This window comes from Bradyrhizobium sp. PUT101, assembly GCF_052043945.1.
GTDB lineage: Bacteria > Pseudomonadota > Alphaproteobacteria > Rhizobiales > Xanthobacteraceae > Bradyrhizobium.
Genome location: NZ_CP197207.1, coordinates 590,573 through 610,266, shown reverse-complemented (window position 1 = coordinate 610,266; position 19,694 = coordinate 590,573). Strand labels below are relative to the sequence as shown.

The 19,694-nt window shown below is 64.8% G+C and carries 16 protein-coding genes, 1 tRNA gene and 1 pseudogene; 3 read left to right on the top strand and 15 right to left on the bottom strand.

The window, feature by feature from the left end:
- Nucleotides 1-525: 525 nt before the first annotated feature.
- Nucleotides 526-1,068, top strand: a pseudogene (locus tag ACSHT2_RS03010) (c-type cytochrome); the annotation flags it as partial.
- Nucleotides 1,069-1,193: 125 nt separating this feature from the next.
- Here ACSHT2_RS03010 and ACSHT2_RS03005 read toward each other — a convergent pair.
- Complete coding sequence (locus ACSHT2_RS03005) at nucleotides 1,194-1,676, bottom strand: type II toxin-antitoxin system RatA family toxin (protein WP_370112883.1); 483 nt, start codon at nucleotides 1,674-1,676, stop codon at nucleotides 1,194-1,196.
- A gap of 6 nt (nucleotides 1,677-1,682) precedes the next feature.
- Nucleotides 1,683-2,639: a lipoyl synthase gene (gene lipA, locus ACSHT2_RS03000; protein WP_440640320.1), complete on the bottom strand. Its 957-nt coding sequence runs from the start codon at nucleotides 2,637-2,639 to the stop codon at nucleotides 1,683-1,685.
- Nucleotides 2,640-2,769: 130 nt separating this feature from the next.
- Here lipA and ACSHT2_RS02995 point away from each other — a divergent pair, with 130 nt between their 5' ends.
- A complete protein-coding gene (locus tag ACSHT2_RS02995) occupies nucleotides 2,770-3,372 on the top strand; it encodes a DNA-3-methyladenine glycosylase (RefSeq protein WP_440640319.1) in 603 nt (200 codons plus the stop codon).
- Between the two features lie 89 nt (nucleotides 3,373-3,461).
- On the opposite strand, the gene ACSHT2_RS02990 is transcribed toward ACSHT2_RS02995, so the two are convergent.
- From ACSHT2_RS02990 to ACSHT2_RS02935, 12 genes are all read right to left on the bottom strand, one after another.
- On the bottom strand, nucleotides 3,462-6,338 hold the full coding sequence (locus ACSHT2_RS02990; protein ID WP_440640318.1) for a valine--tRNA ligase: 2,877 nt from the start codon (nucleotides 6,336-6,338) through the stop codon (nucleotides 3,462-3,464).
- Nucleotides 6,339-6,466: 128 nt separating this feature from the next.
- Nucleotides 6,467-7,243, bottom strand: a complete 777-nt coding sequence (locus ACSHT2_RS02985) for a PopZ family protein (protein WP_440640317.1) — start codon at nucleotides 7,241-7,243, stop codon at nucleotides 6,467-6,469.
- Nucleotides 7,244-7,547: 304 nt separating this feature from the next.
- A complete protein-coding gene (locus ACSHT2_RS02980; protein WP_319332947.1) occupies nucleotides 7,548-8,933 on the bottom strand; it encodes a TolC family outer membrane protein in 1,386 nt (461 codons plus the stop codon).
- Between the two features lie 204 nt (nucleotides 8,934-9,137).
- Nucleotides 9,138-9,800, bottom strand: coding sequence for a protein-L-isoaspartate O-methyltransferase family protein (locus ACSHT2_RS02975; protein WP_440640316.1), 663 nt, complete (start codon nucleotides 9,798-9,800; stop codon nucleotides 9,138-9,140).
- 137 nt (nucleotides 9,801-9,937) lie between these two features.
- The gene (locus tag ACSHT2_RS02970) at nucleotides 9,938-10,117 is read right to left on the bottom strand and encodes a hypothetical protein (protein ID WP_440640315.1); all 180 of its coding nucleotides are present in this window, start codon (nucleotides 10,115-10,117) and stop codon (nucleotides 9,938-9,940) included.
- Nucleotides 10,118-10,329: 212 nt separating this feature from the next.
- Nucleotides 10,330-10,404, bottom strand: a tRNA-Asn gene (locus ACSHT2_RS02965).
- A 277-nt stretch (nucleotides 10,405-10,681) separates the two neighbouring features.
- Nucleotides 10,682-11,065, bottom strand: a complete 384-nt coding sequence (locus ACSHT2_RS02960) for a RidA family protein (protein WP_440640314.1) — start codon at nucleotides 11,063-11,065, stop codon at nucleotides 10,682-10,684.
- A gap of 13 nt (nucleotides 11,066-11,078) precedes the next feature.
- Nucleotides 11,079-13,409, bottom strand: coding sequence for an acetamidase/formamidase family protein (locus ACSHT2_RS02955; RefSeq protein ID WP_440643028.1), 2,331 nt, complete (start codon nucleotides 13,407-13,409; stop codon nucleotides 11,079-11,081).
- A gap of 160 nt (nucleotides 13,410-13,569) precedes the next feature.
- On the bottom strand, nucleotides 13,570-14,811 hold the full coding sequence (locus ACSHT2_RS02950; protein ID WP_440640313.1) for an acetamidase/formamidase family protein: 1,242 nt from the start codon (nucleotides 14,809-14,811) through the stop codon (nucleotides 13,570-13,572).
- A gap of 43 nt (nucleotides 14,812-14,854) precedes the next feature.
- On the bottom strand, nucleotides 14,855-16,477 hold the full coding sequence (locus ACSHT2_RS02945; RefSeq protein ID WP_319332695.1) for an amino acid ABC transporter permease/ATP-binding protein: 1,623 nt from the start codon (nucleotides 16,475-16,477) through the stop codon (nucleotides 14,855-14,857).
- A gap of 196 nt (nucleotides 16,478-16,673) precedes the next feature.
- Nucleotides 16,674-17,558, bottom strand: coding sequence for an ABC transporter substrate-binding protein (locus ACSHT2_RS02940; RefSeq protein WP_440643027.1), 885 nt, complete (start codon nucleotides 17,556-17,558; stop codon nucleotides 16,674-16,676).
- Between the two features lie 459 nt (nucleotides 17,559-18,017).
- Complete coding sequence (locus ACSHT2_RS02935; RefSeq protein ID WP_440640312.1) at nucleotides 18,018-18,278, bottom strand: hypothetical protein; 261 nt, start codon at nucleotides 18,276-18,278, stop codon at nucleotides 18,018-18,020.
- A gap of 252 nt (nucleotides 18,279-18,530) precedes the next feature.
- On the opposite strand from ACSHT2_RS02935, the gene ACSHT2_RS02930 reads away from it, so the two are divergent.
- Entirely contained in the window at nucleotides 18,531-18,737 is a 207-nt protein-coding gene (locus ACSHT2_RS02930) for a hypothetical protein (protein ID WP_319332690.1), read from the top strand.
- A 72-nt stretch (nucleotides 18,738-18,809) separates the two neighbouring features.
- On the opposite strand, the gene ACSHT2_RS02925 is transcribed toward ACSHT2_RS02930, so the two are convergent.
- A complete protein-coding gene (locus ACSHT2_RS02925) occupies nucleotides 18,810-18,956 on the bottom strand; it encodes a hypothetical protein (protein ID WP_440640311.1) in 147 nt (48 codons plus the stop codon).
- Between the last annotated feature and the right edge of the window lie 738 nt (nucleotides 18,957-19,694).

Here is a 19,694-nt window from a genome sequence, read left to right as displayed (position 1 = left end):
TCTTGCGGTGATGTGGCGGCCCGACCGGGCGCGCGCATCAGCCATCCGCAAGGCGACGGGGGCAATAGTGCATCGCTCCCCGGGGAGAACTCGGCATAAGCCGTCAAACCACTGCGCAGGGAAGGCCGGATGTTTGGCTCCACCTGTATGCCGCTGTGCAGCTTCTCGTAGCGCAACCTTCGCACAGTGGACCGTGGGTGCCCGGCCGGCACCCGGTCTTCCCTGTGCCCTTGTGTCCCCGAAATCTGCCAGAATGTGGCAACGGGCGGTTGGATCAGAACCGCCTGTTGCCGGAACTGAGCCCGTTGCGCCCAAAGGCGACAGAGCCTGCTAACAGAGCAAGGGACAGTTCCGGTGTCTTCCTCAACCCGAACAGTTGCAAGGGCTGCGAGCCCGTACCAGGCAAGGAAGGGAGTGGATGATGACACAAAGCGATCTGGTTGTCGTCGGCATCGATGTCGCCAAAGACAAGATCGATGCGTGCATTCGGGCCGTAACGGAGCGGAAGACTTGCACAACAAGCGCGCCAGGGAGGCGATCGGCCGCGGCGCGACGCTGGCGCAGCGCTGCGGCCCCACCGGCATCAGCCGTGCGGACTCCCCCAATCTCGCTGGCCAGTATGCGGCCGTGATCTACAAGGAGCTGCACGATTTCCGCTCGGGCGCGCGCACCAATGCCGTGATGTCGCCGTTTGCGGTCAACTTGACCGACCAGGAGATCGCCGATCTCTCCAATTATTACGCCTATCTGCCGCGGCTGCCGGCCTATCACCCGACGCCGCAGCTGCCGAAGCCGAACATCGTCATCTATGGCGCGCCGATGCGCGGAATCGCCCCCTGCGGTTCCTGCCATGGCAGCCTCGACAACAAGATCGGCAGCCCGTGGCTGGAGGGGCAGTCCGAGGCCTACATGAAGGCCCAGCTCCAGGCCTTCGCCTCCGGTGAACGGCGCAACGACATCAGCCAGCAGATGCGCAACATCGCGCGCGCGATGACACCACAGGAGATCGAGCAGGCCGCCGCGTACTATGCCTCGCAGCCGCCGGACGTGGTGAAGGCGGTGGATTGAGGATGGCTCACCTGTCTCACCATCGTCATTGCGAGCGAAGCGAAGCAATCCAGAATCCCTCCGCGGAAAGACTCTGGATTGCTTCGTCGCTTCGCTCCTCGCAATGACGGCGGAGAGAATGCGCCTTACGACGACGCCAGCTTCGGCCGGCCGTAGATGGCGTCCGCCCGCTTCTCGAAAGCGGTGGAAAACCGCGCGAACGCGGCGTCGAACATCGAGCCCATCAGCATCGCCAGCATGCGGCTCCTGAACTCGTAGGAGAGGAAGAACCCGACGTCGCAGACGCCCTCACCCCCCTCTTGGCCCTTGGGCTCGAACGTCCAGCGATTTTCGAGGTTGCTGAAAGGACCTTGCAGATACTCGACCAGGATCTTCAGATTGGCGCGGTCGAGCGTCACCCGGCTGGTGAAGGACTCCTTGATCAGCTTGAACGATACCGTCATGTCGGCAATCAGCACCTCGGTGCCGTCCGGCTTTGCCATGCGCTGACGAACCTTCAGCGCGCTGCACAGCGGCACGAATTCCGGATAGCGCTCGACGTCGGCGACCAGATCGAACATCTCGGATGCGCTGTGATTGACACGGCGCTTGCTCGAAAAACGGGGCATATCGGTTCAGAGGGCAGTAGCGGCCCGCGCGGCCTTCAGTCTCGCAAAGTCCTCGCCGGCATGATGCGACGAGCGGGTCAGCGGGCTCGCCGACACCATCAGGAAGCCCTTGGTGTAGGCGACCTTCTCGTAAGACGAAAACTCGTCCGGCGGCACATAGCGCATCACGGCGTGGTGCTTGCGGGTCGGCTGGAGATATTGCCCGATGGTCAGGAAATCGACCTCGGCCGAGCGCAGATCGTCCATCACCTGGAGCACCTCGTGGCGCTCCTCACCAAGGCCCACCATGATGCCGGACTTGGTGAAGACAGTGGGATCGAGTTCCTTGACCCGCTGCAACAGCCGGATCGAGTGGAAGTAGCGCGCGCCGGGCCGCACCGTGAGATAGCGCGACGGCACCGTCTCGAGATTGTGGTTGAACACGTCGGGCTTCGCCGCAACGACGATTTCGAGTGCCCCCTCCTTGCGCAGGAAGTCGGGCGTCAGGATCTCGATCGTGGTCGAAGGACACGCGGCTCGAATCGCGCGAATGGTTTCTGCGAAATGCTCGGCGCCGCCATCGGCGAGATCGTCGCGGTCGACAGAGGTAATGACGACGTGGGCAAGGCCCAGCTTGGCGGTGGCCTCGGCGACGTTTTGCGGCTCGGCCGCATCCAATGCATTCGGCAGGCCGGTCTTGACGTTGCAGAAGGCACAGGCACGGGTGCAGGTGTCACCCATGATCATGAAGGTCGCGTGCTTTTTGTCCCAGCACTCGCCGATATTCGGGCAGCCCGCCTCCTCGCACACCGTGTGCAGGCCGTTCGCCCGCACGATGTTGCGGGTGTCTGCATAGCCGCGGGTATTGGGCGCGCGCACGCGAATCCAGTCCGGCTTCGGCGGGGAAGCAGAATCGGGCCGGTTCACCTTTTCGGGGTGGCGCGGGCGCAGCGGGTTCGAGATGGTATCGACAATAACGACCATGGGGTGTCCGGTCTGTTCAGGTCCTACCTAGTCGGTCTGGCCGCCTGCCGCAACCCGGCTCGCGCCGCTTCAGGGAACATGGCAGATATGGGCAATATCCTGCTCTGTTCTCAGGCGATTCTCACCTCGAATGGCTCCAATCTCGAAGGCATCCACACCACGGCTCGGCAGGGCCCTGAAGCGCGCCTTCTTCGGCCGCAGCGTCCACGAGGTCGCGCCCGACCTGATCGGCGCGACCATGCTGGTCGATGGCGTCGGCGGGATCATCGTCGAGGTCGAGGCCTATCATCATACCGACCCGGCGGCGCACTCCTATCGCGGGCCGACGCAGCGGAACCAGGTGATGTTCGGCCCGCCCGGCTTTGCCTATGTCTACCGTTCCTACGGCATCCACTGGTGCGTCAACTTCGTCTGCGAGGAGGAAGGCTCGGCCAGCGCCGTGCTGATCCGCGCGCTCGAGCCGACGCATGGCTTAGCTGCGATGCGCCGACATCGGCATCTGCAGGACATGCATGCGCTGTGCTCGGGCCCCGGCAAGCTGACCGAAGCGCTCGGCATCACCATCGCGCACAACGCGCTGCCGCTGGACCGCCCGCCAATCGCGCTGCATGCGCGGACGGAGGATGTGGAGGTCGCAACGGGCATCCGGATCGGCATCACCAAGGCGGTCGAGCTGCCCTGGCGCTATGGTATCAAGGGCTCGAAGTTTTTGAGCAAGCCGTTTCCGAAGTGATTGTCATTCCGGGGCGATGCGCAGCATCGAACCCGGAAGTTCGAGATTCCGGGTCTGGTCCTTCGGACCATCCCGGAATGACGGGAGTCTCACGACGCCTGCTTCAGCCGCTCCAGCGCCTCGAGCAGCTTGGCCTTGCGGGCCAGCGCGGCCTCGCGCTTTTCGCGCTCCTCCTCGACGACCTCCTCGGCCGCGTTGGCGACGAATTTCTCGTTCGACAGCTTGGACTCGGCACGCTTGATGTCGGCGTCGGCCTTGCCGATCTCCTTGTCGAGGCGCGTGCGCTCGGCGGCGACGTCGATCACGCCCTTGAGCGGCAGCGCTGCGACCTCGCCACGCACGAGCAGCTGTACGGCCCCATCAGGCGCGCGGTCGGCGAAGGAGATGTCGGACAGCCGCGCCATGCGCTTGATGACATCGGTCCAGCGCGGCGCGCGTTCCCGGGTCTCGGCCGAGGCGCCGGCGAGCACCAGAGCCGTCAGCGTCGCCGGCGGGATGTTCATCTCGGCGCGCACGGAGCGGATCTGCGTGACGAGGTCGATCACCCAGCCAATCTCGGCCTCGGCAGCGGGATCGGTGAAGTCGGCATGATCGAAGAACGGCAGCACCCAGGCCGGCGAGACGAGTGGATCGGTCGGCCCCGTCGTCGCCGCGAGCATCGCGAGTTGCTCCGGCGTCGGCTCGACCGGCTTGAGCGGCCACGGCGCCAGCGCGAGCAGGCCGTCGCGCCTGGCGGTCACCTCCCACAGCTCTTCGGTGATGAAGGGCATGAAGGGATGCAGCAGCTTGAGGATCTCGTCGCGCGCCCAGGCAACCATGGCGCGGGTTTCGTCCTTGGCTGGACTGTCCGGGCCGAGCAGCACGGGCTTTGCGAGCTCGACATACCAGTCGCAATAGACGTTCCAGACGAAGCGATAGATGCTGCCCGCGGCATCGTTGAAGCGATAGGCCTCGATCGCCTCGGTCACCTCACGCGTGGTGTGCGCGGTCTCATGCGCGATCCAGCGATTCAGTGTCTCCTTCGCCTTCGCCGGCTCGAAGCCTTCAGGCACGGCGCAGTGGTTCATCTCGGCGAAGCGGCAGGCGTTCCAGAGCTTCGTCGCGAAATTGCGATAGCCCTCGACGCGGCTGGTGGCGAGCTTGATGTCGCGCCCCTGCGCCGCCATCGCGGCCAGCGTGAAGCGTAGGGCGTCGGCGCCGTATTCGTCGATCAGGTGGAGGGGATCGATGACGTTGCCCTTCGACTTCGACATCTTGGCGCCCTTCTCGTCGCGGACGAGGGCGTGGATGTAGATGGTCGAGAACGGCACCTCCTTCATGAAGTGCAGGCCCATCATCATCATGCGGGCGACCCAGAAGAAGATGATGTCGAAGCCGGTCACCAGCGCATTGGTCGGGTAGTAACGCTGCACCTCGGGCGTGTCATCCGGCCAGCCGAGCGTCGAGAACGGCCACAGCGCCGAGGAGAACCAGGTGTCGAGCACGTCCTCGTCGCGGGTGATGAAGCCTTCGCGCTTGTTGCGGTCGAGCGCCATCTCGCGCCCCTGCTCCGGCGTGATGACTTCCTGCTCGACATAGTAGCCGAGCGCGTGGCTGACGGCCTCCTCCTCGGTCTCGGCGACGAACACCTTGCCATCAGGTCCGTACCAGGCCGGGATCTGGTGGCCCCACCAGAGCTGGCGCGAAATACACCAGGGCTGGATGTTCTCCATCCAGTCGAAATAGGTCTTTTCCCAGTTCTTCGGCACGAAAGTGGTTTCGCCGGAGCGCACCGCAGCGATCGCGGGCCTGGCCAGCGTCTTGGCGTCGACATACCATTGGTCGGTCAGGTAGGGCTCGATCACGCTGTTCGAGCGGTCGCCGTGCGGCACCATGTGGGTGTGCGGCTCGATCCGCTCGACGAAGCCGAACGATTCCAGCCGCTCGACGATGCGCTTGCGTGCCGCGAAGCGGTCGACCTTGTGGAACTCCTCGGCGAACTGCCCGGCGCCTTCAGGCAGGTCGCGCAGATAGTCCTCGTTGTCGACGAGATCGAGGCACCCTTCCCTGTCGATCACGCTGATGCGGCGCAGGCCGTGGCGATTGCCGACCTCGAAGTCGTTGAAGTCGTGTGCCGGCGTGATCTTGACCGCACCCGAGCCCTTTTCCGGATCGGAATAATCGTCGGCGACGATTTTGATCTTGCGGCCGACCAGCGGCAGGATCACGTTGTTGCCGACCAGCTTCTGATAGCGCTCATCCTCGGGATGCACGGCCACGCCGGTATCGCCGAGCATGGTCTCGGGGCGCGTGGTGGCGACGACGATGAAGCTCGAGGGATCCTCAGGGCTGAAAATCTTGCCCTCGATCGGATAGCGCAGGTACCAGAGGTTGCCCTTGACCTCGGTCTGCTGCACCTCGAGATCCGAGATCGCGGTCAGCAGCTTGGTGTCCCAGTTCACCAGCCGCTTGTCCTTGTAGATCAGCCCCTCGCGGTGCAGCTCGACGAACACCTTGACGACGGCTTTCGAGAGGCCCTCGTCCATGGTGAAGCGCTCGCGCGACCAATCGCAGGAGGCGCCGAGCCGCTTGAGCTGGTTGATGATGGTATCGCCGCTCTCGGCCTTCCACTGCCAGACCCGCTCGAGAAACTTCTCGCGGCCCATCTCGCGGCGGCCGGGCTGCTGACGCTCCATCAACTGCCGCTCGACCACCATCTGGGTGGCGATGCCGGCATGGTCGGTGCCGGGCTGCCACAGCACGTCGCGGCCGCGCATGCGCTCGAACCGGCACAGGATGTCCTGCAGCGTGTTGTTGAGGGCGTGGCCCATGTGCAGCGAGCCCGTCACGTTCGGCGGCGGGATCACGATGGTGAAGGGCACGGCATCACGCCGGTCGGGGCGACCAGCCTTGAAGGCAAGGCTGTCCTCCCACACGACGGACATGCGGGCTTCGATATCGGCGGGTTGGTAATTTTTCTCGATCATGGGGCTGCTAGAAAGCCGCGCGAGGGGGCCAAGTCAACGAAAAGGTCAGCGCAGACGGGCTTTCCTGTCCGGTCGACGGGCCTAATATGGCGTACGAGCGGGGCTATATCGGGGCCGCAAGGCCATTCTCAGCGGCCGCCGCGCGAGACTCGCTCGATTTCGGCCTTCACGATGCGTTCAACGAGGCCCGGCAGGTTGTCGTCGAGCCAGGACTTCAGCATCGGCCGCAGCATCTCCTTGACCAGATCCTCCAGCGTCCGTGCATTGCTGCTGAGCACCGTATGGGCCAGGGAATTGAAGGCGGATTCGACCGCGGAGACCGTCGATTGCGCGAGGATCGGCTGCTGCGGCGGCAGGGGCGGCGCGTCGAAGTCCACGGGGGCATAAGACGGCGGCGGGGGCGCGGAGCGCGGCTGCGGCGACTCGGCGAATTCGAGATCGTCGCGCGGCTCGACCTTGCGGAAGCTCGGCGGCGGCGGAGGCGGTGTCGGGTCCACTGCCATCTCGTCAGTCAGTTCGAGCACGTCGGGCTCTGGTTCTGGCTCGGGCTCGGGCTCGGGAGCTCGGACCTCGGGCGCAGGCGTGGCCACATCGAGCCCCGCCAGCAGCGCGTCGATATCGTCCTGGCTGTTGGCTGCGTCCGCGGCGGGTGCGGGTGCGGGCGCCGGCGCGGGCTTCGCAGCTGATGGCGCGGGTTTCTCGGCAACAGGCTTTGCGGGAGCGACCTTGGATGGCGGAACGTCGTTCATTGCCTGCGGCTTAGGTGCCGCCGCGGGCGCCGCAGTCTTCTCGGGCTTGGCGGCATCAGCCGGCGGGGGCTTTGCCTCATCGTCGGCAATGATGCGCCGGATCGAGGCCAGAATCTCCTCCATCGAGGGTTCTGTGACCTTTGCAGGCTGCGTCATCTCCGACTCCACATCATCAACGCCCTCGCATGCGTTGTTTTACACCAAGCACGACAGGATTGGCCGGTTCCGGACGGGGGGCCCCTCATTTTCGTCGCGGCAGCCCGACTTGTCCCCAGATCACGGCTCAACGTGCAGCAGTGCGCCCCTGCCCCCGGCACTCAAGCGTTACGCACACGACATCAACGCGGGGCGAATCGACCCGCATCTTCTTGGCAAGGCTATGTCAGGGATTTCGACGATTGCAAGCAAAGCACCGGTCGACCCCGGACTGTTCGCGAGGTCGACCGGATGACTGCGAGAATCAGCGCCCGTCGGGGGTGCGCACGCCGGCCCAGCTGTCGCGGACCTGTTGGTAGTGAACGCTGGGGTCGTGGACCGTGGTCGCAAGGCCGAGTACCCGGGGCGACAGGCGACCGATGGTGCTCAGCACCCTGTACGAATTCACAACGCGATCATGCTGCGCGTTCACGAGACTGATGCGGGCGTTGACCAGCGCCTGCTGCGCATTGAGGACGTCGAGCGTGGTGCGCTGCCCGGCCTTTGCCTCCTCGCGCACACCGTTCAGCGCGATCTCGGATGCCGTCACCTGGGCTTGTGCGGACGTCACCTGCGCTTTGGATGCCTGGAGCTGGCCCCAGGCAGATGCGGTGTCAGCGCGAGCCTGGTCACGAGTCTGATCGAGCGTGAGACGCTGCTGTGCCAGCGACTCCTTGGACTGTCGGATCAGGGAATATTCGGAGCCGCCCTGATAAATCGGCACCGAGACCTGCGCGATCGCCGATGCGGTGAACGAGCGCATCTGAATCAAGGACTGTTCGTTGGCCTGCTGGGCGGTCGCCTGCAATGTGACCGTCGGCAGCAACGCGCCTTCGTTGATCTTCACGCTCATATAAGCGACATCGATGCCGAACATCGCTGCTGTGACTGTCGGGTTCTCAATCAGCGCAAGCTCGACGGCTTTCGCCAGCGACGGCGGCAGCAAACGATCCACCGGCGAGCCGGGTGCTAGGTTGACAGGGTCGTTGCCGATCACACGGCGATAGGTCGCGCGCGTCGCCGTCAGCGTGGCCTCGGACTGCTGCTCCAGCGTCCGCCCTGCAGCCAACTGCGCTTCCGATTGCGCCACGTCAGTGCGGGTGACTTCGCCGACGTTGAAGCGGTCTCGCGTCTGCTTCAACGTCTGTTCGAGGACGCGGACGTTGCTCTTGTTGACCTCGACCGTCGCCGAATCGCGCAGATAGTCCATGTAGGTCTGCGCCGCCAGGAACAGGACGCTCTGTTCGAGATTGCGCAGGCCTTCGCGTGCGCCCGAGACTTGGTGCTCTGCGCCCCGAACCCGGTTGGCCGTGATGTTACCATTATAGAGCGTCTGCGTAGCGGTCAGCGCAGCGCTGCGAGGTAGCCTGGTTCCATGGAATGAGTCGGTGCCCGGGGCACTCTGCACGTCCTGATATTGATAACCGCCGCTCGCCGTCAGCGAGACCCGCGGGCGATAGCCGGACAAGGCCTGCGGCACGTTTTCGTCAGTCACACGCACTTGGGCACGCTGCGCGTTGAGTTGCGGATTGTCCTGATAGGCGCGCACCAACGCGCCTTCCATCGTCTCCGCCAAGGCAGGCGTCGGCCCGGCAAGCGCCAGCAACAGGACCGAAACCGCAGCTCCGGTGAAGAGCTTCACCCCATGCATCCCTGAAATTCCGTTCATCTAACACCCACCCCGTGCCCGCGAGCTGGGTTACCGTCTACGAGTGGAGTCATCGCCCCGCCGCAACATAGGACGGGGGCGAGCGCGACGGAACTACCTGAGGGGGGTTCTCAGTGGAAACTCTTCACGTGCAGCATCCCGGCCACACTTCTGATTCGGAACAGGATTTTGGCGGGCTTTGACCGGTCAGAAGACGAAGGCGGCGGCCCGTTCCAGCCCGGGAAGGACCGGGGCTGCGGCATCGAACAGTGCCCGATGGCCGAATTCGCCATGGGTACGGGTCACGATCATGGCGCGCGGCGGCTTCGATTCGGCCGACACCCCCACCAGACGCCCCCCCTCCTTCAGCTGCCTGAGCAGGGCTTCCGGCATCACCTCGGCCGCTCCGTTGAGGACGATGACGTCATAGGGAGCGGCGGAAGGTTCCCCCTCGGAGCACGCCGCCGCCCGGCAGGTGACATTGGCAAGCCCCTGGGCGGTGAAGGCGTCCTTGGCCTTCGCGGCCAAGGCCGAATCGCACTCCGTCGCGGCGACCTGCCGCGCGAGCTTGGCGGTCAGCGCGGCGAGGTAGCCCGTGGCGCACCCGACGACCAGCACGGCGTCACCCTCGCCGATTTCGGCGGCCTGAAGCAGCTTACCGGTCAGCGCCGGCTTGATCAGGAACCGCTTGGCGGCGCCTTCGCTCACGTCGAGGTCGAGATCGAGGTAAGCCAGCGCCTGCCGGTCGGCCGGCACGAAGGCCTCGCGCGGAACCGCGAGCATGGCATCGAGAATACGACGGTCAGTGACGTCACTGGTGCGCACCTGGCCATCGACCATTTTCTGGCGCGCTGTCGAAAAACCGGACATTTGCGGACCCTGCAATGCGGACAATGCCGCGGAGGAAATTCGCGGCATCTTTGGAGCATGCCCGGTCAAAACGCAACATGGCCGTTGGCCCCGAGGGACAAGGCTTCCGTAATTCCCGATCGAGGGGCGGACCAGCCTTACTCGATCGCCACCGCGAGGCGGCCGATCAGAGCGGCGACCTCATCCAGCCGTGCCGAATCCGGGGTCTCGACCGCGCGCGCCAGACACGCGATGCATTCATCGTCGCTGAGTTCGGGAACGTCGGCCGGCAGAATCGAGGGGGCCTTGAGAGAACGGTCGACCTGGATGTCTGGCATGGGAGTCAGCTCCGTAAATTGTCCGGCTGATCGATGCTCGATTCGAATTGAGTCGATTTGGCGCCGCCTGCATGGCGCGACAGCGCCCGCGCACACATCTGTTCGAGCGCGATTCCGCGCTGGATCGTGGAGATCGTCTTCCAAAGTCAGGCAAAGAAGATCACGCACCGCATGAGAGTGCGAGCGCAATTCGTTGAATTGTCAGCGAAATTTGGCTCCCCGGGCTGGATTCGAACCAGCGACCATCCGATTAACAGTCGGATGCTCTACCGCTGAGCTACCGAGGAAAAGGCGAACCGTTCGTTCGCGCGCGGCTGCGTATAACAAAGCCGCTTGCGCTTGCAAAGGACGAATTCGTCATCATCCGCAACGCGTCCTGAGGAGGCCATCGGCCGTTGCCAAACTGGCAATGACCGAGCTGGGCGGAACGCCTCTCCCCACCGACGCAAATCTCTGTCGCAGACGCACGTGCGCGCGCGCCGATTTACCCGGCGATTGGGTGTTTTGGCCGACAGGCAGCGCAAGATCTTGTAGCCCCGTTGGCTCCATCCAGGCTGCGAACGATCACGGCCGCCGGCACGCCAGATCGATCTCGATCAACGCATCGTAGGCAAGCCCGGTGACGCCGACACAGGTGCGGGCCGGCAGGCGATCCGGTGCGAAGAACGTGCGGTAGGTCTCGTTCATCGCGGCGTAGTCCTCCTTGAAGCGGGTCAGATACACGCGCGTCATCACGACATGCTCGAGGCCGAGATCGAGGCCGGCGAGCACCACTTTCAGGTTCTCCATCACCGCGCGGGTCTGCGCGACGATGCCCTCGGGCAGCACGCCCGGCGCCTGCGGCGTGTCCGGCATCTGGCCCGTGACGAAGACGAAGCCATCGGTTTCCACCGCGTGGCTGAAGGGCGCGACCGGCTTCGGTCCGCCGCTGATCATGTGGAATTTCACCTGGGTGTCCTTGTTAAGGTGCGTCCTGAAACAGGCGCTTGCTGAGGATGGCGTGCACGCCCCAATTGCCGTCGACCACCTGCGTCACGCCGAAATCGACGGCGGCCGACATCAGCGCGATCGCCTCGTCCTCGCTGAGGCGTTTCACGTTCATCAGGAAGCGCCGCATCTTGCGGAACGCGTCCTTCATGGCGAGGTCGAGAGAGGACTTGGCGTAGACCTCGCTCTGCCCTTGAGCGCCGAACTCCGCGAGATAGTTCGGGTGGCTGAAGCCGGTCAGCACCCAATCGGTCTCGGTCTCGATCAGCGGGTAAGAGAGATCGGCGAAGGGCTGGCCGCCGAGATCGGCTTTCTTGTGCAGGATCACCTCGAAGGTGCCGGTCATCGAGCACTCGATCGCGGTGCCGCTGAGTTCGCCGTCGCCCTGCGCCGCATGGGGATCGCCGACCGACAGCAGCGCACCGGGAACCGAGACCGGAAGGTACACGGTCGCCCCCTTCCCCAGCCGCCAATTGTCGAGATTGCCGCCGAAATAGGACGGCGGCACGGAATCGACGAAATCGACCTCGCGCGGCGCCACCGCGATCACCCCGAAATGCGGACGCAGGGGAATCCTGATGCCGTCGAGTACGGCATGGCGGCGCTTGATCGTGGCAGGTGCGACGGGAACGCCGGGGTAGTCGTAGGTGGTGTGCACGACGCCAAACGGATCGGTCTGCGGCTCCCAGCGGTAGGAATAGAGGGCGCGGGCATGTGGCACCTCGGCGTCAACGAAGATCTCATAGATGGTAACCGCTTCGCGCGGCTTGGGACCGCCGAGAAACTCGTTGTAGTGATAACCCCACCACGCTGCGACCGAGGAGCCGAACACACGGCCCGCATGGTTCGGATCGCGGCTCGCCCGCGGCACGATGTCGAGGATGCGCACCTCCAGCACATCGCCGGGCTGGGCGTCCTTCACCGCGACGGGCCCGGTGCAGATGTGCACGCCAAACCCCTCGCCGGCACCGCGGCCGAACACGCTGGCATCCATGGGCCCTGCGCCGCGGCGGTCGACGTTCTTCTTGTCCCGCGTCCAGCCGAACACGCTTTCGGCGGCGGCATCGCCGGCGATCATCAACGCGGGATCGTCAGAGGCATGCTGGGTCAGCGTCTCGATGGTGATGGTGTCGCCCGAGGCAATCTCGATCTGCGGCGGCAGCGAGCGGCTGAAATAGCCCCAATGGACGCGGCTGGCCTCGACCGGAAGGTGGTGATGACGGCGTTCGGCGGTCGTCCGCGCCTCGGCGCCGGCACAGGCGACACTGCTGCGCGTCTCCACGCTCTGATGGGCGCGAAGCTGCGCCAGTGCCTCCTGCGGCCAGCCGCGCTGGCCGGCGACGCCGTGCTGTGCAATCGCGCGCTCTGCCTCCTGCTGGCGAAACTCGCGCGGCGGCAGGCCGAAGCGATGTCGGAAGGCGCGGCTGAAATGCGCGGAGTCGCCAAAGCCGTAGGCGTAGGCGATCTCCGAGATCGAGCGATGGGCCTCGATTGGGTTGGATAGGTCGGCCCAGGCGCGCTGGAGGCGGCGCTCGCGAACATAGTGGGTGAAATTGTCCCCGACGGTCTCGAACAGCTTTTGCAGGTAGCGTTCGGAAATCCCCTCGGCCTGCGCGACGCGCGCCGGCACCAGATCGGGATCGTCGAGACGACGCTCGATGGTCTGGCAGATCCGGTGCAGCAGCGCGGCCTGCGTCGCGCTCGATCCAGCATCGGAGGCAGAGGACGCCAGCTGATGCACGAGCGTCAGCAACAGATCGACGAGGGATTGCACGACCGAATTCCATTCGGGATCGCTCAAGGTGTCGAGGGTCCGTGCAGTGGCATCGAGCAGGCGGGAGAATACGTCGGCAAAGCCGCCGGGTGGAACGACGCGGGGCCCGCCAAGCCGCGGCTTGCCCGAGAGGCGCCCGTGCAGTGCCTCCGATGTTACCGACAGCACGATGGCGCGCATATCGCGCTGGAACACGATGCTCCAGTCGCCGCTGCGCGGCAGCAGCACGAGATGACCGACGGGAACGATACGATGACTGCCGGCGCTCTTCAGCACCATTCCGTCCTCGACCGGCATCAGCGCGATGGGAAGGTCTTCGCTTGCTCGTGAGAGCGGACCGACGCTCTGCGCGCCCGCAGCCATGCGCGTCAGCGCGACGCCTGCAGCGTGCCGGTGCGATGCGGTCGCATGTCCGTCGAATATGCCGTGACCACCCGCCGGTTGCAGGCCGACCGCAGCCAGCACGTCCCGCCAGGCTTCGGGGCGGTCGTCTTGCGCGTAGGACTCGCTCGTGAACGGGCGGAAGCTCATCGGATCGACCCAGGTTGCAGTCGATCGAAGCAACCTCTGTGCCAGACGCACGCGGTCGTCCGTCGCCGCGACGGGCCGAAGATGAGGTTCGTTGGTCACCATCACATCCTGAAAAATGGGTTGCCCTTCAAAGTGTTAGGGCAAGACCACGTGGAGCGATTCAGTCGCACCGGAAGATGTTCTTGCGGATCGTGCCGTGGACGCCCCAATTGGCGTCGACGACCTGGGTGACGCCGAAATCGGCCCCGACCGACATCAGCGAGATCGCCTCGTCCTCGCTGAGGCGATGTACGGTCATCAGGAAACGGCGGAGTTTTCTGAACGCATCGCGCATCGCACGGTCGAGACTGGAGTGATTGGCAATCTCGGTTTGTGCATCGGCTCCGAGCGTGGCGAGATAGTTCGGATAGGTGAAGCCGTAGAATGACCAGGCGTGGTCGGTCTCGAGCATGGGATGGTCGAGGCCTTCGAGGCTGGTGCCGGCAAGGTTGGCCTTCTTGTGCAGGATGAACTCGAAGTCGCCGGTCAGCGAGGTCTCGATCGCGGTGCCGCCGAGCTCGCTGTCGCCCTGCGCGGCGTGGGGATCGCCGACCGAGAAATAGGCGCCGGGGACCGCGACCGGATAGAACATCCGCGCGCCCTTGCCGATGCGCCAGTCGTCGATGTTGCCGCCGGTATAGCTCGGCGGGATCGAGCTGACGAAATCGGCTTCCGACGGCGCGAGGCCCATGGTGCCGAAATGCAGCCGCGCCGGCACCTTCGCGCTGGAGAGAATGTTCTCGCGCTTCCTGATGGTGGCGTGATCGACGCGGACGCCGGGATAGTCGATGGTCGGATGCACGATACCGTCAGGGTCGGTCTGCGGCGTCCAGACATAGTTGTAGACCGCCTTCGCGTAGGGCTCGCCGGAGGTGTCCAGCTCGAAGATGGTGACGACCTCGCGCGGCTTCGGCTCCTCGATCAGGTCGTGATAGTGAAAGCCCCAGTTCGCTGCGACGTTGGAGCCGAAGCAGCGGCCGGCATGGCAGGCGCTGCAGCTCGGCCGTGGCCGGACGTCGAGGATGCGCACTTCCAGGATATCGCCGGGCTCGGCGCCTTCGATCGCGACCGGCCCGGTGAGCAAATGCACGCCGATCCCCTCGCCTGCGCCGCGGATGAACGGGCCTTCTGTCGGGCCTGAGCCGCGGCGCGCGACCGCCTTGTGCTCGCGCGTCCACTGGAACACGCTCTCGGCGCCGGGATCGCCCTGGATCATGCGCTCGTAATCGTCATTGGCATGATGGGTCAGTGTCTCGATGGTGGCGCGATCCCCGGAGCGCAGCGTCAGGGCGGGCGCGACTGTCTTGGAGAAATAGCCCCAGTGGACGGTTTTCGGCGAAACCGGCAGCGTGACATGCTTCATGAGGTGGCCTCTTCGGGAGTCTTGAACCTTGCGGATGCGCGGCTCATCGCACGGCCTCCGGAGCCTTGTCGGCTTCCATCACGCTGAGGAATCGCGCCGTCAGCGGATTGCGGGGATTGGAGAGCACCTCGTGCGCGGGCCCCTCCTCGATGATCGCGCCGCCGCTCAGGAAGGCGACGCGGTCGGCGACCTCGTCGGCAAAGCGGATCTGATGTGTCGAGATGATCATGGTGAGGCCATCGTCGATGGCGAGGCGGCGGATCACCTCCAGCACCTCGCTGACCAATTCGGGATCCAGCGCTGAGGTCGGTTCGTCCAGCAGCAGCACGCTCGGGTTCGGCGCCAGCGCGCGGGCGATGGCCACGCGCTGCTGCTGGCCGCCGGAGAGATGCCGCGGCAGCGCATGGGCGCGATGCGAGAGCCCGACGCGGTCGAGCAGCTCGGCGGCGCGGCGATCGGCGTCGATCCGGGTCATGCCGTGAACCCAGCGCAGGGGACCGGCGATGTTCTCCTTCGCCGACAGATGCGCGAACAGATTGAACTGCTGGAACACCATGCCGACGCCGACACTGGCGCGCTCATTGGCAATCGCCCGCGGCGGCAGCGGCTTGCCATTCTCGCCAAAGCCGAGGCGCCGGCCGCCGACGCGCACGGTGCCGGCGTCCCAATTTTCGAGGTGGTTGATGCAGCGAAGCAGCGTGCTCTTGCCGGAGCCGCTGGGCCCGAGCAGCGCGACCACTTCGCCGACGCGCACCGTGAGGTCGAGACCGTCGAGCACCTTCTGCGGGCCGTAGCTCTTGGTGAGGTCCTTCACTTCGACCGCGATATTGTTGCGCGCAATCGTCGCGGCGCGGCGGGCGCGCTCCTCGCGAGTCAGGGCCAGCGGCGGGGTGGCCGCTAGCTCTGCAGGTGCGGGCTCGGGATCGGCGACGGTCGCATCTGCGAGTTCGACCTTGGAGACCAGATCGACGCGGCGCCAGGGCAGATAATCGGCGAGCTTGCGCTCGCGGCGCGTGGTGCGGTCGAGATCGAGCCACCATTCGACGAAGAGCTGGATCGCGCTGATGGTCGCGGTCAGCACGAGATAGAGCAGACCCGAGGCGAAAAAGATCGAGAAGAAGTCGAAGGTCGAGGACGCGAGCTGCGTCGAGCGCAAGGTCAGCTCCTGCACCGCGACGACGGAGGCGAGCGAGGAATTCTTCAGCGCACTCACCGCCTCGTTGCCGAAGGCCGGGATCATCGTGCGGATGGCCTGCGGCGCGATGATCCTGCGCATCAGCACCGACGGCGTCATGCCCAGCGCCTGGCCGGCCGTCAGCTGCCCGCGGTCGACGCCGAGAACGCCGGCACGCAGCATCTCCGCGATGAACGGCGCCTCGTTGCAGGCGAGCGCGAGACCGGCGGCCAGCACCGCCGGCAGCTTGATGCCGATATGCGGCAGCGCGTCGTAGGCGAACACCATCTGCAGGATCAGCGGCGTGCCGCGGAAGATCACGGTATAGGCCCTGGCGATCGCCGCCAGCGGCCAGAAGCGGGAGAGCTGCATGCCGGCGAGGATCAGTCCGAGGATCAATCCGCCGCCGAGCCCGAGGGCGGTCACCTCGAGGGTGAGCTCGATGCCCTCGAGCAGATACGGCATGCTCAGGTAGTGGAGGAACAGGGACATCAGTCGTCCGTCAATCCGAGCGGGATCAGGTTTCGCCGAAGGCGGGCGAACTGGACATGGGCGACCTCTCCGGTAGGGAGAGGCGGGATCGCAGCGTCAGATGCGATCCGGATGAGGGGTTACGCTGCACCGAGTTGTCGTGCCCCCTCACCCGGCGCTTCGCGCCGACCTCTCCCCGACGGGGAGAGGTAAATCCCTAATCGGCCGTCAGGATGTCCGGCTCCTTGAAGTTGTTCACATCGAGCCCATGCTTCTTCAGAAGCTCCATGTGCGTGCCGGCCTTCTGCACCTCGATCAACGCGGCGAGCACGGCGTCGCGGAATTTCGGCTTGTTCTTGGGTACGGCGATGCCGACGGAATACGGGATCGTCACCGCAATCGCCTTCTCCAGCTTGTCCGGATAGGCTTTCACGGCGCTGTCGACGGTGTTGACGTCGTTGATGTAGGTGTCGGCACGGCCGGCGAGGATCGCCTGAATGCAGTTGGCGTTGTTGTCGTAGAGCTGGATGGTCGGTTCGGGCTTACCGGCCTTCTTGCACTCCGGGACCAACGCCTGGATCAGGGGAACCTCGACGTAGCCGGTGTTCTCGGCGGCAGCGGCACCGCACAGCGACATGTTGATGCCGTTGATGCCCTTCGGATTACCCTTGGCGACCAGCACGCCGTCGAACACCTTCGAGTAGGTGATGAAGTCGGCAGCCTTGGCGCGCTCCTTGGTGGCGTAGATATCGGAGATCACGATGTCGGCCTGTCCCGCGGCGAGCGTGGTCAGGAGCGCCGCGAACGTCACCGCCTTGTAGGTCAGCTTGAAGCCGAGACATTCGCCGATGGCTTCGCCGAGATCGATATCGAAGCCGATGTACTTGCTGGGATCCTTGGGATCGATGGTCTCATAGCCGGGCGTGTGCGGGTTGATGGCGTTGACGAGCGTCTTGCCCTTCCAGTCCGGGTATTTCTCCTGAAGCGCGGCGCAGGCGGCGGGAGCTGCAGCCTGCGCGCTCAGCGGTGCGGCGACGACGAGACCGAAAGCGATGGCGGCGCCGAGCATGAGCTTGCGCCGTGGCAATGATGCGCGCGCCATCTCCCGCCGCGCCTGGGGCCAAACCGATTTCTCCATCTCGCCAGTTCCTCCGAAATGCCATGGCGCCTGCCATGGTCCAGTGATCGGGGCGGAAGCGTGCGGGAGTGCGCCGCGAAAAGCTTGTCCGCGGGCGTACAAAAAATTGGATGGAGTGCGCCCGGCATTTGGGCAAACGGCTGCACAAAAACTGTACGCAGGCCACGAAGCGGTGCGGGTGGGGGATTTTCGAATTCGGGAGAACCAAATGATCACGGCTGACGCAGCGATCTGTCCGACCGGAGAATCATTTGGTGAAGCGGTTTGACAGAGATATGACGTTTGCCGATGGAGGTCCGGCGCATCCGCAGCAAATCAACCGGCCCTCCACAGCCTGTCCGCAGCATATCCACAGGCTTACCATGCCGAATTCGCGAGCCCGTGCGAGGTACTTGCTGCGCACAAATCCACAGGCCGCGCGGCTCAGCCGCCAGCCTGATCGAACACCACGCGACAGGCCTCGCTCAGGCTGGACCGGTTGCGGCGCAAGCAGGCCGTGATGGCGCGGACGTTGGGGATCTCGCCGGCGCAAAGGCGGTAGACGTCGGGGGTGCAGGCCCGCCGCTGCTCCGCCGTGCCCTGGGCATGAGCGGTGGAGGCAAACAGCGCCAGGAACAGCCCGACCGTCGAGGCGCCGCACGCCCGACTCTTCACGCCCGCAAACCGCAAGAACCTTGCCTTCATGACCAAGTCTCCCGTTCTGCCCGGCCCGCGCCGGCCGACTTGGTGCGAAGACCTAGGAGAAATAGGTCACCGGGAATGTGATCTCTTTCACACCGGCGAGGCCGTGGAGGCACGTAGGATTCGCCCGGGATTTTTCAGGGATCGCTAACCAATCGGGTCGCGATCGCCGGATCGTTAAAATGCGAGCGATCGGGTCAATCCGAACACAATCCGGCTTTGCGACATTGCGTCATCCGCGTTCCGGAGGGTGTGATGAGCGAAGCCGAATTCAACTTGCTGCTGGATGCCGTTCGGGACGTCATGGTCCTTGAAGATCGGGCTCCCGCGCCGGAGGAGGAATTCGTGTCCCGCTCGTGGAGCTTCGACGCGACGCCCAGGACGACTCCGAAGGCCGCCAATGACAACGAGGGCGCCTGGCCCCTCCTGCCCTTTCCCGACGGCTGGTACGCGGCCTGCTGAGGCCGGCTTCATCGTGAACGGACGCGCCCGCCTTGCAGGCGGTTTGGCGCCCCGGCCACCGCACAACCACGATCAATTCTTGACGCGTTCCTCGCTGTCCTGCGGCGCCCGGTCGGGTGCAGACGGTGGAAAGATGCTGTCATAGATCGCGCGCGCCTCACGAATGAGGCGAGCCCGCTCCAGCTCGGATTTCGGGACAAATCGGACGATCTCGCCCACGGCTTCTCCAACGCTCGATTGATCGGTTATTTCGCCCGACCGATGCGAACTCCATGCCAGCGGGCCCGAATCGCCGGTTGGCGCGGGGCCCGGACAAACCCGGTGTGCGCGCGACCCGCCTGCACCTTGTGGCGTTCTCACGCTGGAGGGCTTTTGCTCGCGGTCAGCGTAACGATGATGACGATCGCCAGAAGAATCCACCCGACAATACCGACGGTTGTCATTGCCCGCCCTGTGTCGAACTGGCGGAAGGCAAATGCCACGGGCTGCTTCGTCGGGTCACTTGGCTCTATCAGCGCACCCGGAGGCTACCGACGTGCCGATCGAATAGCATGTGGGGGGATCCGCCTTTGCAGGCGCGCCCTTTGCCGCCTCGAGCCCCGGATTCGTCGCCCCCCAGAAGACCGCTAACGCGGCCACAGCCCCGACGATTGCGAGCGCGACCTTGTCAAGGGTGATGAAAACGGGACGACGCTGGAGCCCGTCGGGTGCAATGTGCTTCACTTAACGCAACTCGGACTTACAATGGAACCATCATGGATAAGTTCCGGTTCCCTTGCAAGGCACGGCCACGTGAGCAACCTCGACTGGCTACACACAGGAGCGTGCTGCGGGGGTGATCGATATCGCCTTGAAAGCAGCCGCTCAAAACGGGAGGCGGAGGCTAGCAATCCGTTGGGAGGTCGGAATTGCCGGGTCAGATAGAGAGGAAATTTCGCAAGAAAATTCAGAGCTTTA

Bases quoted from the DNA above. Each gene is read 5' to 3' on its own strand.
- ACSHT2_RS03005 (WP_370112883.1), bottom strand. From the start codon at position 1,676: ATGCCCCGTTTTTCGAGCAAGCGCCGTGTCAATCACAGCGCATCCGAG.
- lipA (WP_440640320.1), bottom strand. From the start codon at position 2,639: ATGGTCGTTATTGTCGATACCATCTCGAACCCGCTGCGCCCGCGCCAC.
- ACSHT2_RS02995 (WP_440640319.1), top strand. From the start codon at position 2,770: ATGGCTCCAATCTCGAAGGCATCCACACCACGGCTCGGCAGGGCCCTG.
- ACSHT2_RS02990 (WP_440640318.1), bottom strand. From the start codon at position 6,338: ATGATCGAGAAAAATTACCAACCCGCCGATATCGAAGCCCGCATGTCC.
- ACSHT2_RS02985 (WP_440640317.1), bottom strand. From the start codon at position 7,243: ATGACGCAGCCTGCAAAGGTCACAGAACCCTCGATGGAGGAGATTCTG.
- ACSHT2_RS02980 (WP_319332947.1), bottom strand. From the start codon at position 8,933: ATGCATGGGGTGAAGCTCTTCACCGGAGCTGCGGTTTCGGTCCTGTTG.
- ACSHT2_RS02975 (WP_440640316.1), bottom strand. From the start codon at position 9,800: ATGTCCGGTTTTTCGACAGCGCGCCAGAAAATGGTCGATGGCCAGGTG.
- ACSHT2_RS02970 (WP_440640315.1), bottom strand. From the start codon at position 10,117: ATGCCAGACATCCAGGTCGACCGTTCTCTCAAGGCCCCCTCGATTCTG.
- ACSHT2_RS02955 (WP_440643028.1), bottom strand. From the start codon at position 13,409: ATGAGCTTCCGCCCGTTCACGAGCGAGTCCTACGCGCAAGACGACCGC.
- ACSHT2_RS02950 (WP_440640313.1), bottom strand. From the start codon at position 14,811: ATGAAGCATGTCACGCTGCCGGTTTCGCCGAAAACCGTCCACTGGGGC.
- ACSHT2_RS02945 (WP_319332695.1), bottom strand. From the start codon at position 16,477: ATGTCCCTGTTCCTCCACTACCTGAGCATGCCGTATCTGCTCGAGGGC.
- ACSHT2_RS02940 (WP_440643027.1), bottom strand. From the start codon at position 17,558: ATGGCGCGCGCATCATTGCCACGGCGCAAGCTCATGCTCGGCGCCGCC.
- ACSHT2_RS02935 (WP_440640312.1), bottom strand. From the start codon at position 18,278: ATGAAGGCAAGGTTCTTGCGGTTTGCGGGCGTGAAGAGTCGGGCGTGC.
- ACSHT2_RS02930 (WP_319332690.1), top strand. From the start codon at position 18,531: ATGAGCGAAGCCGAATTCAACTTGCTGCTGGATGCCGTTCGGGACGTC.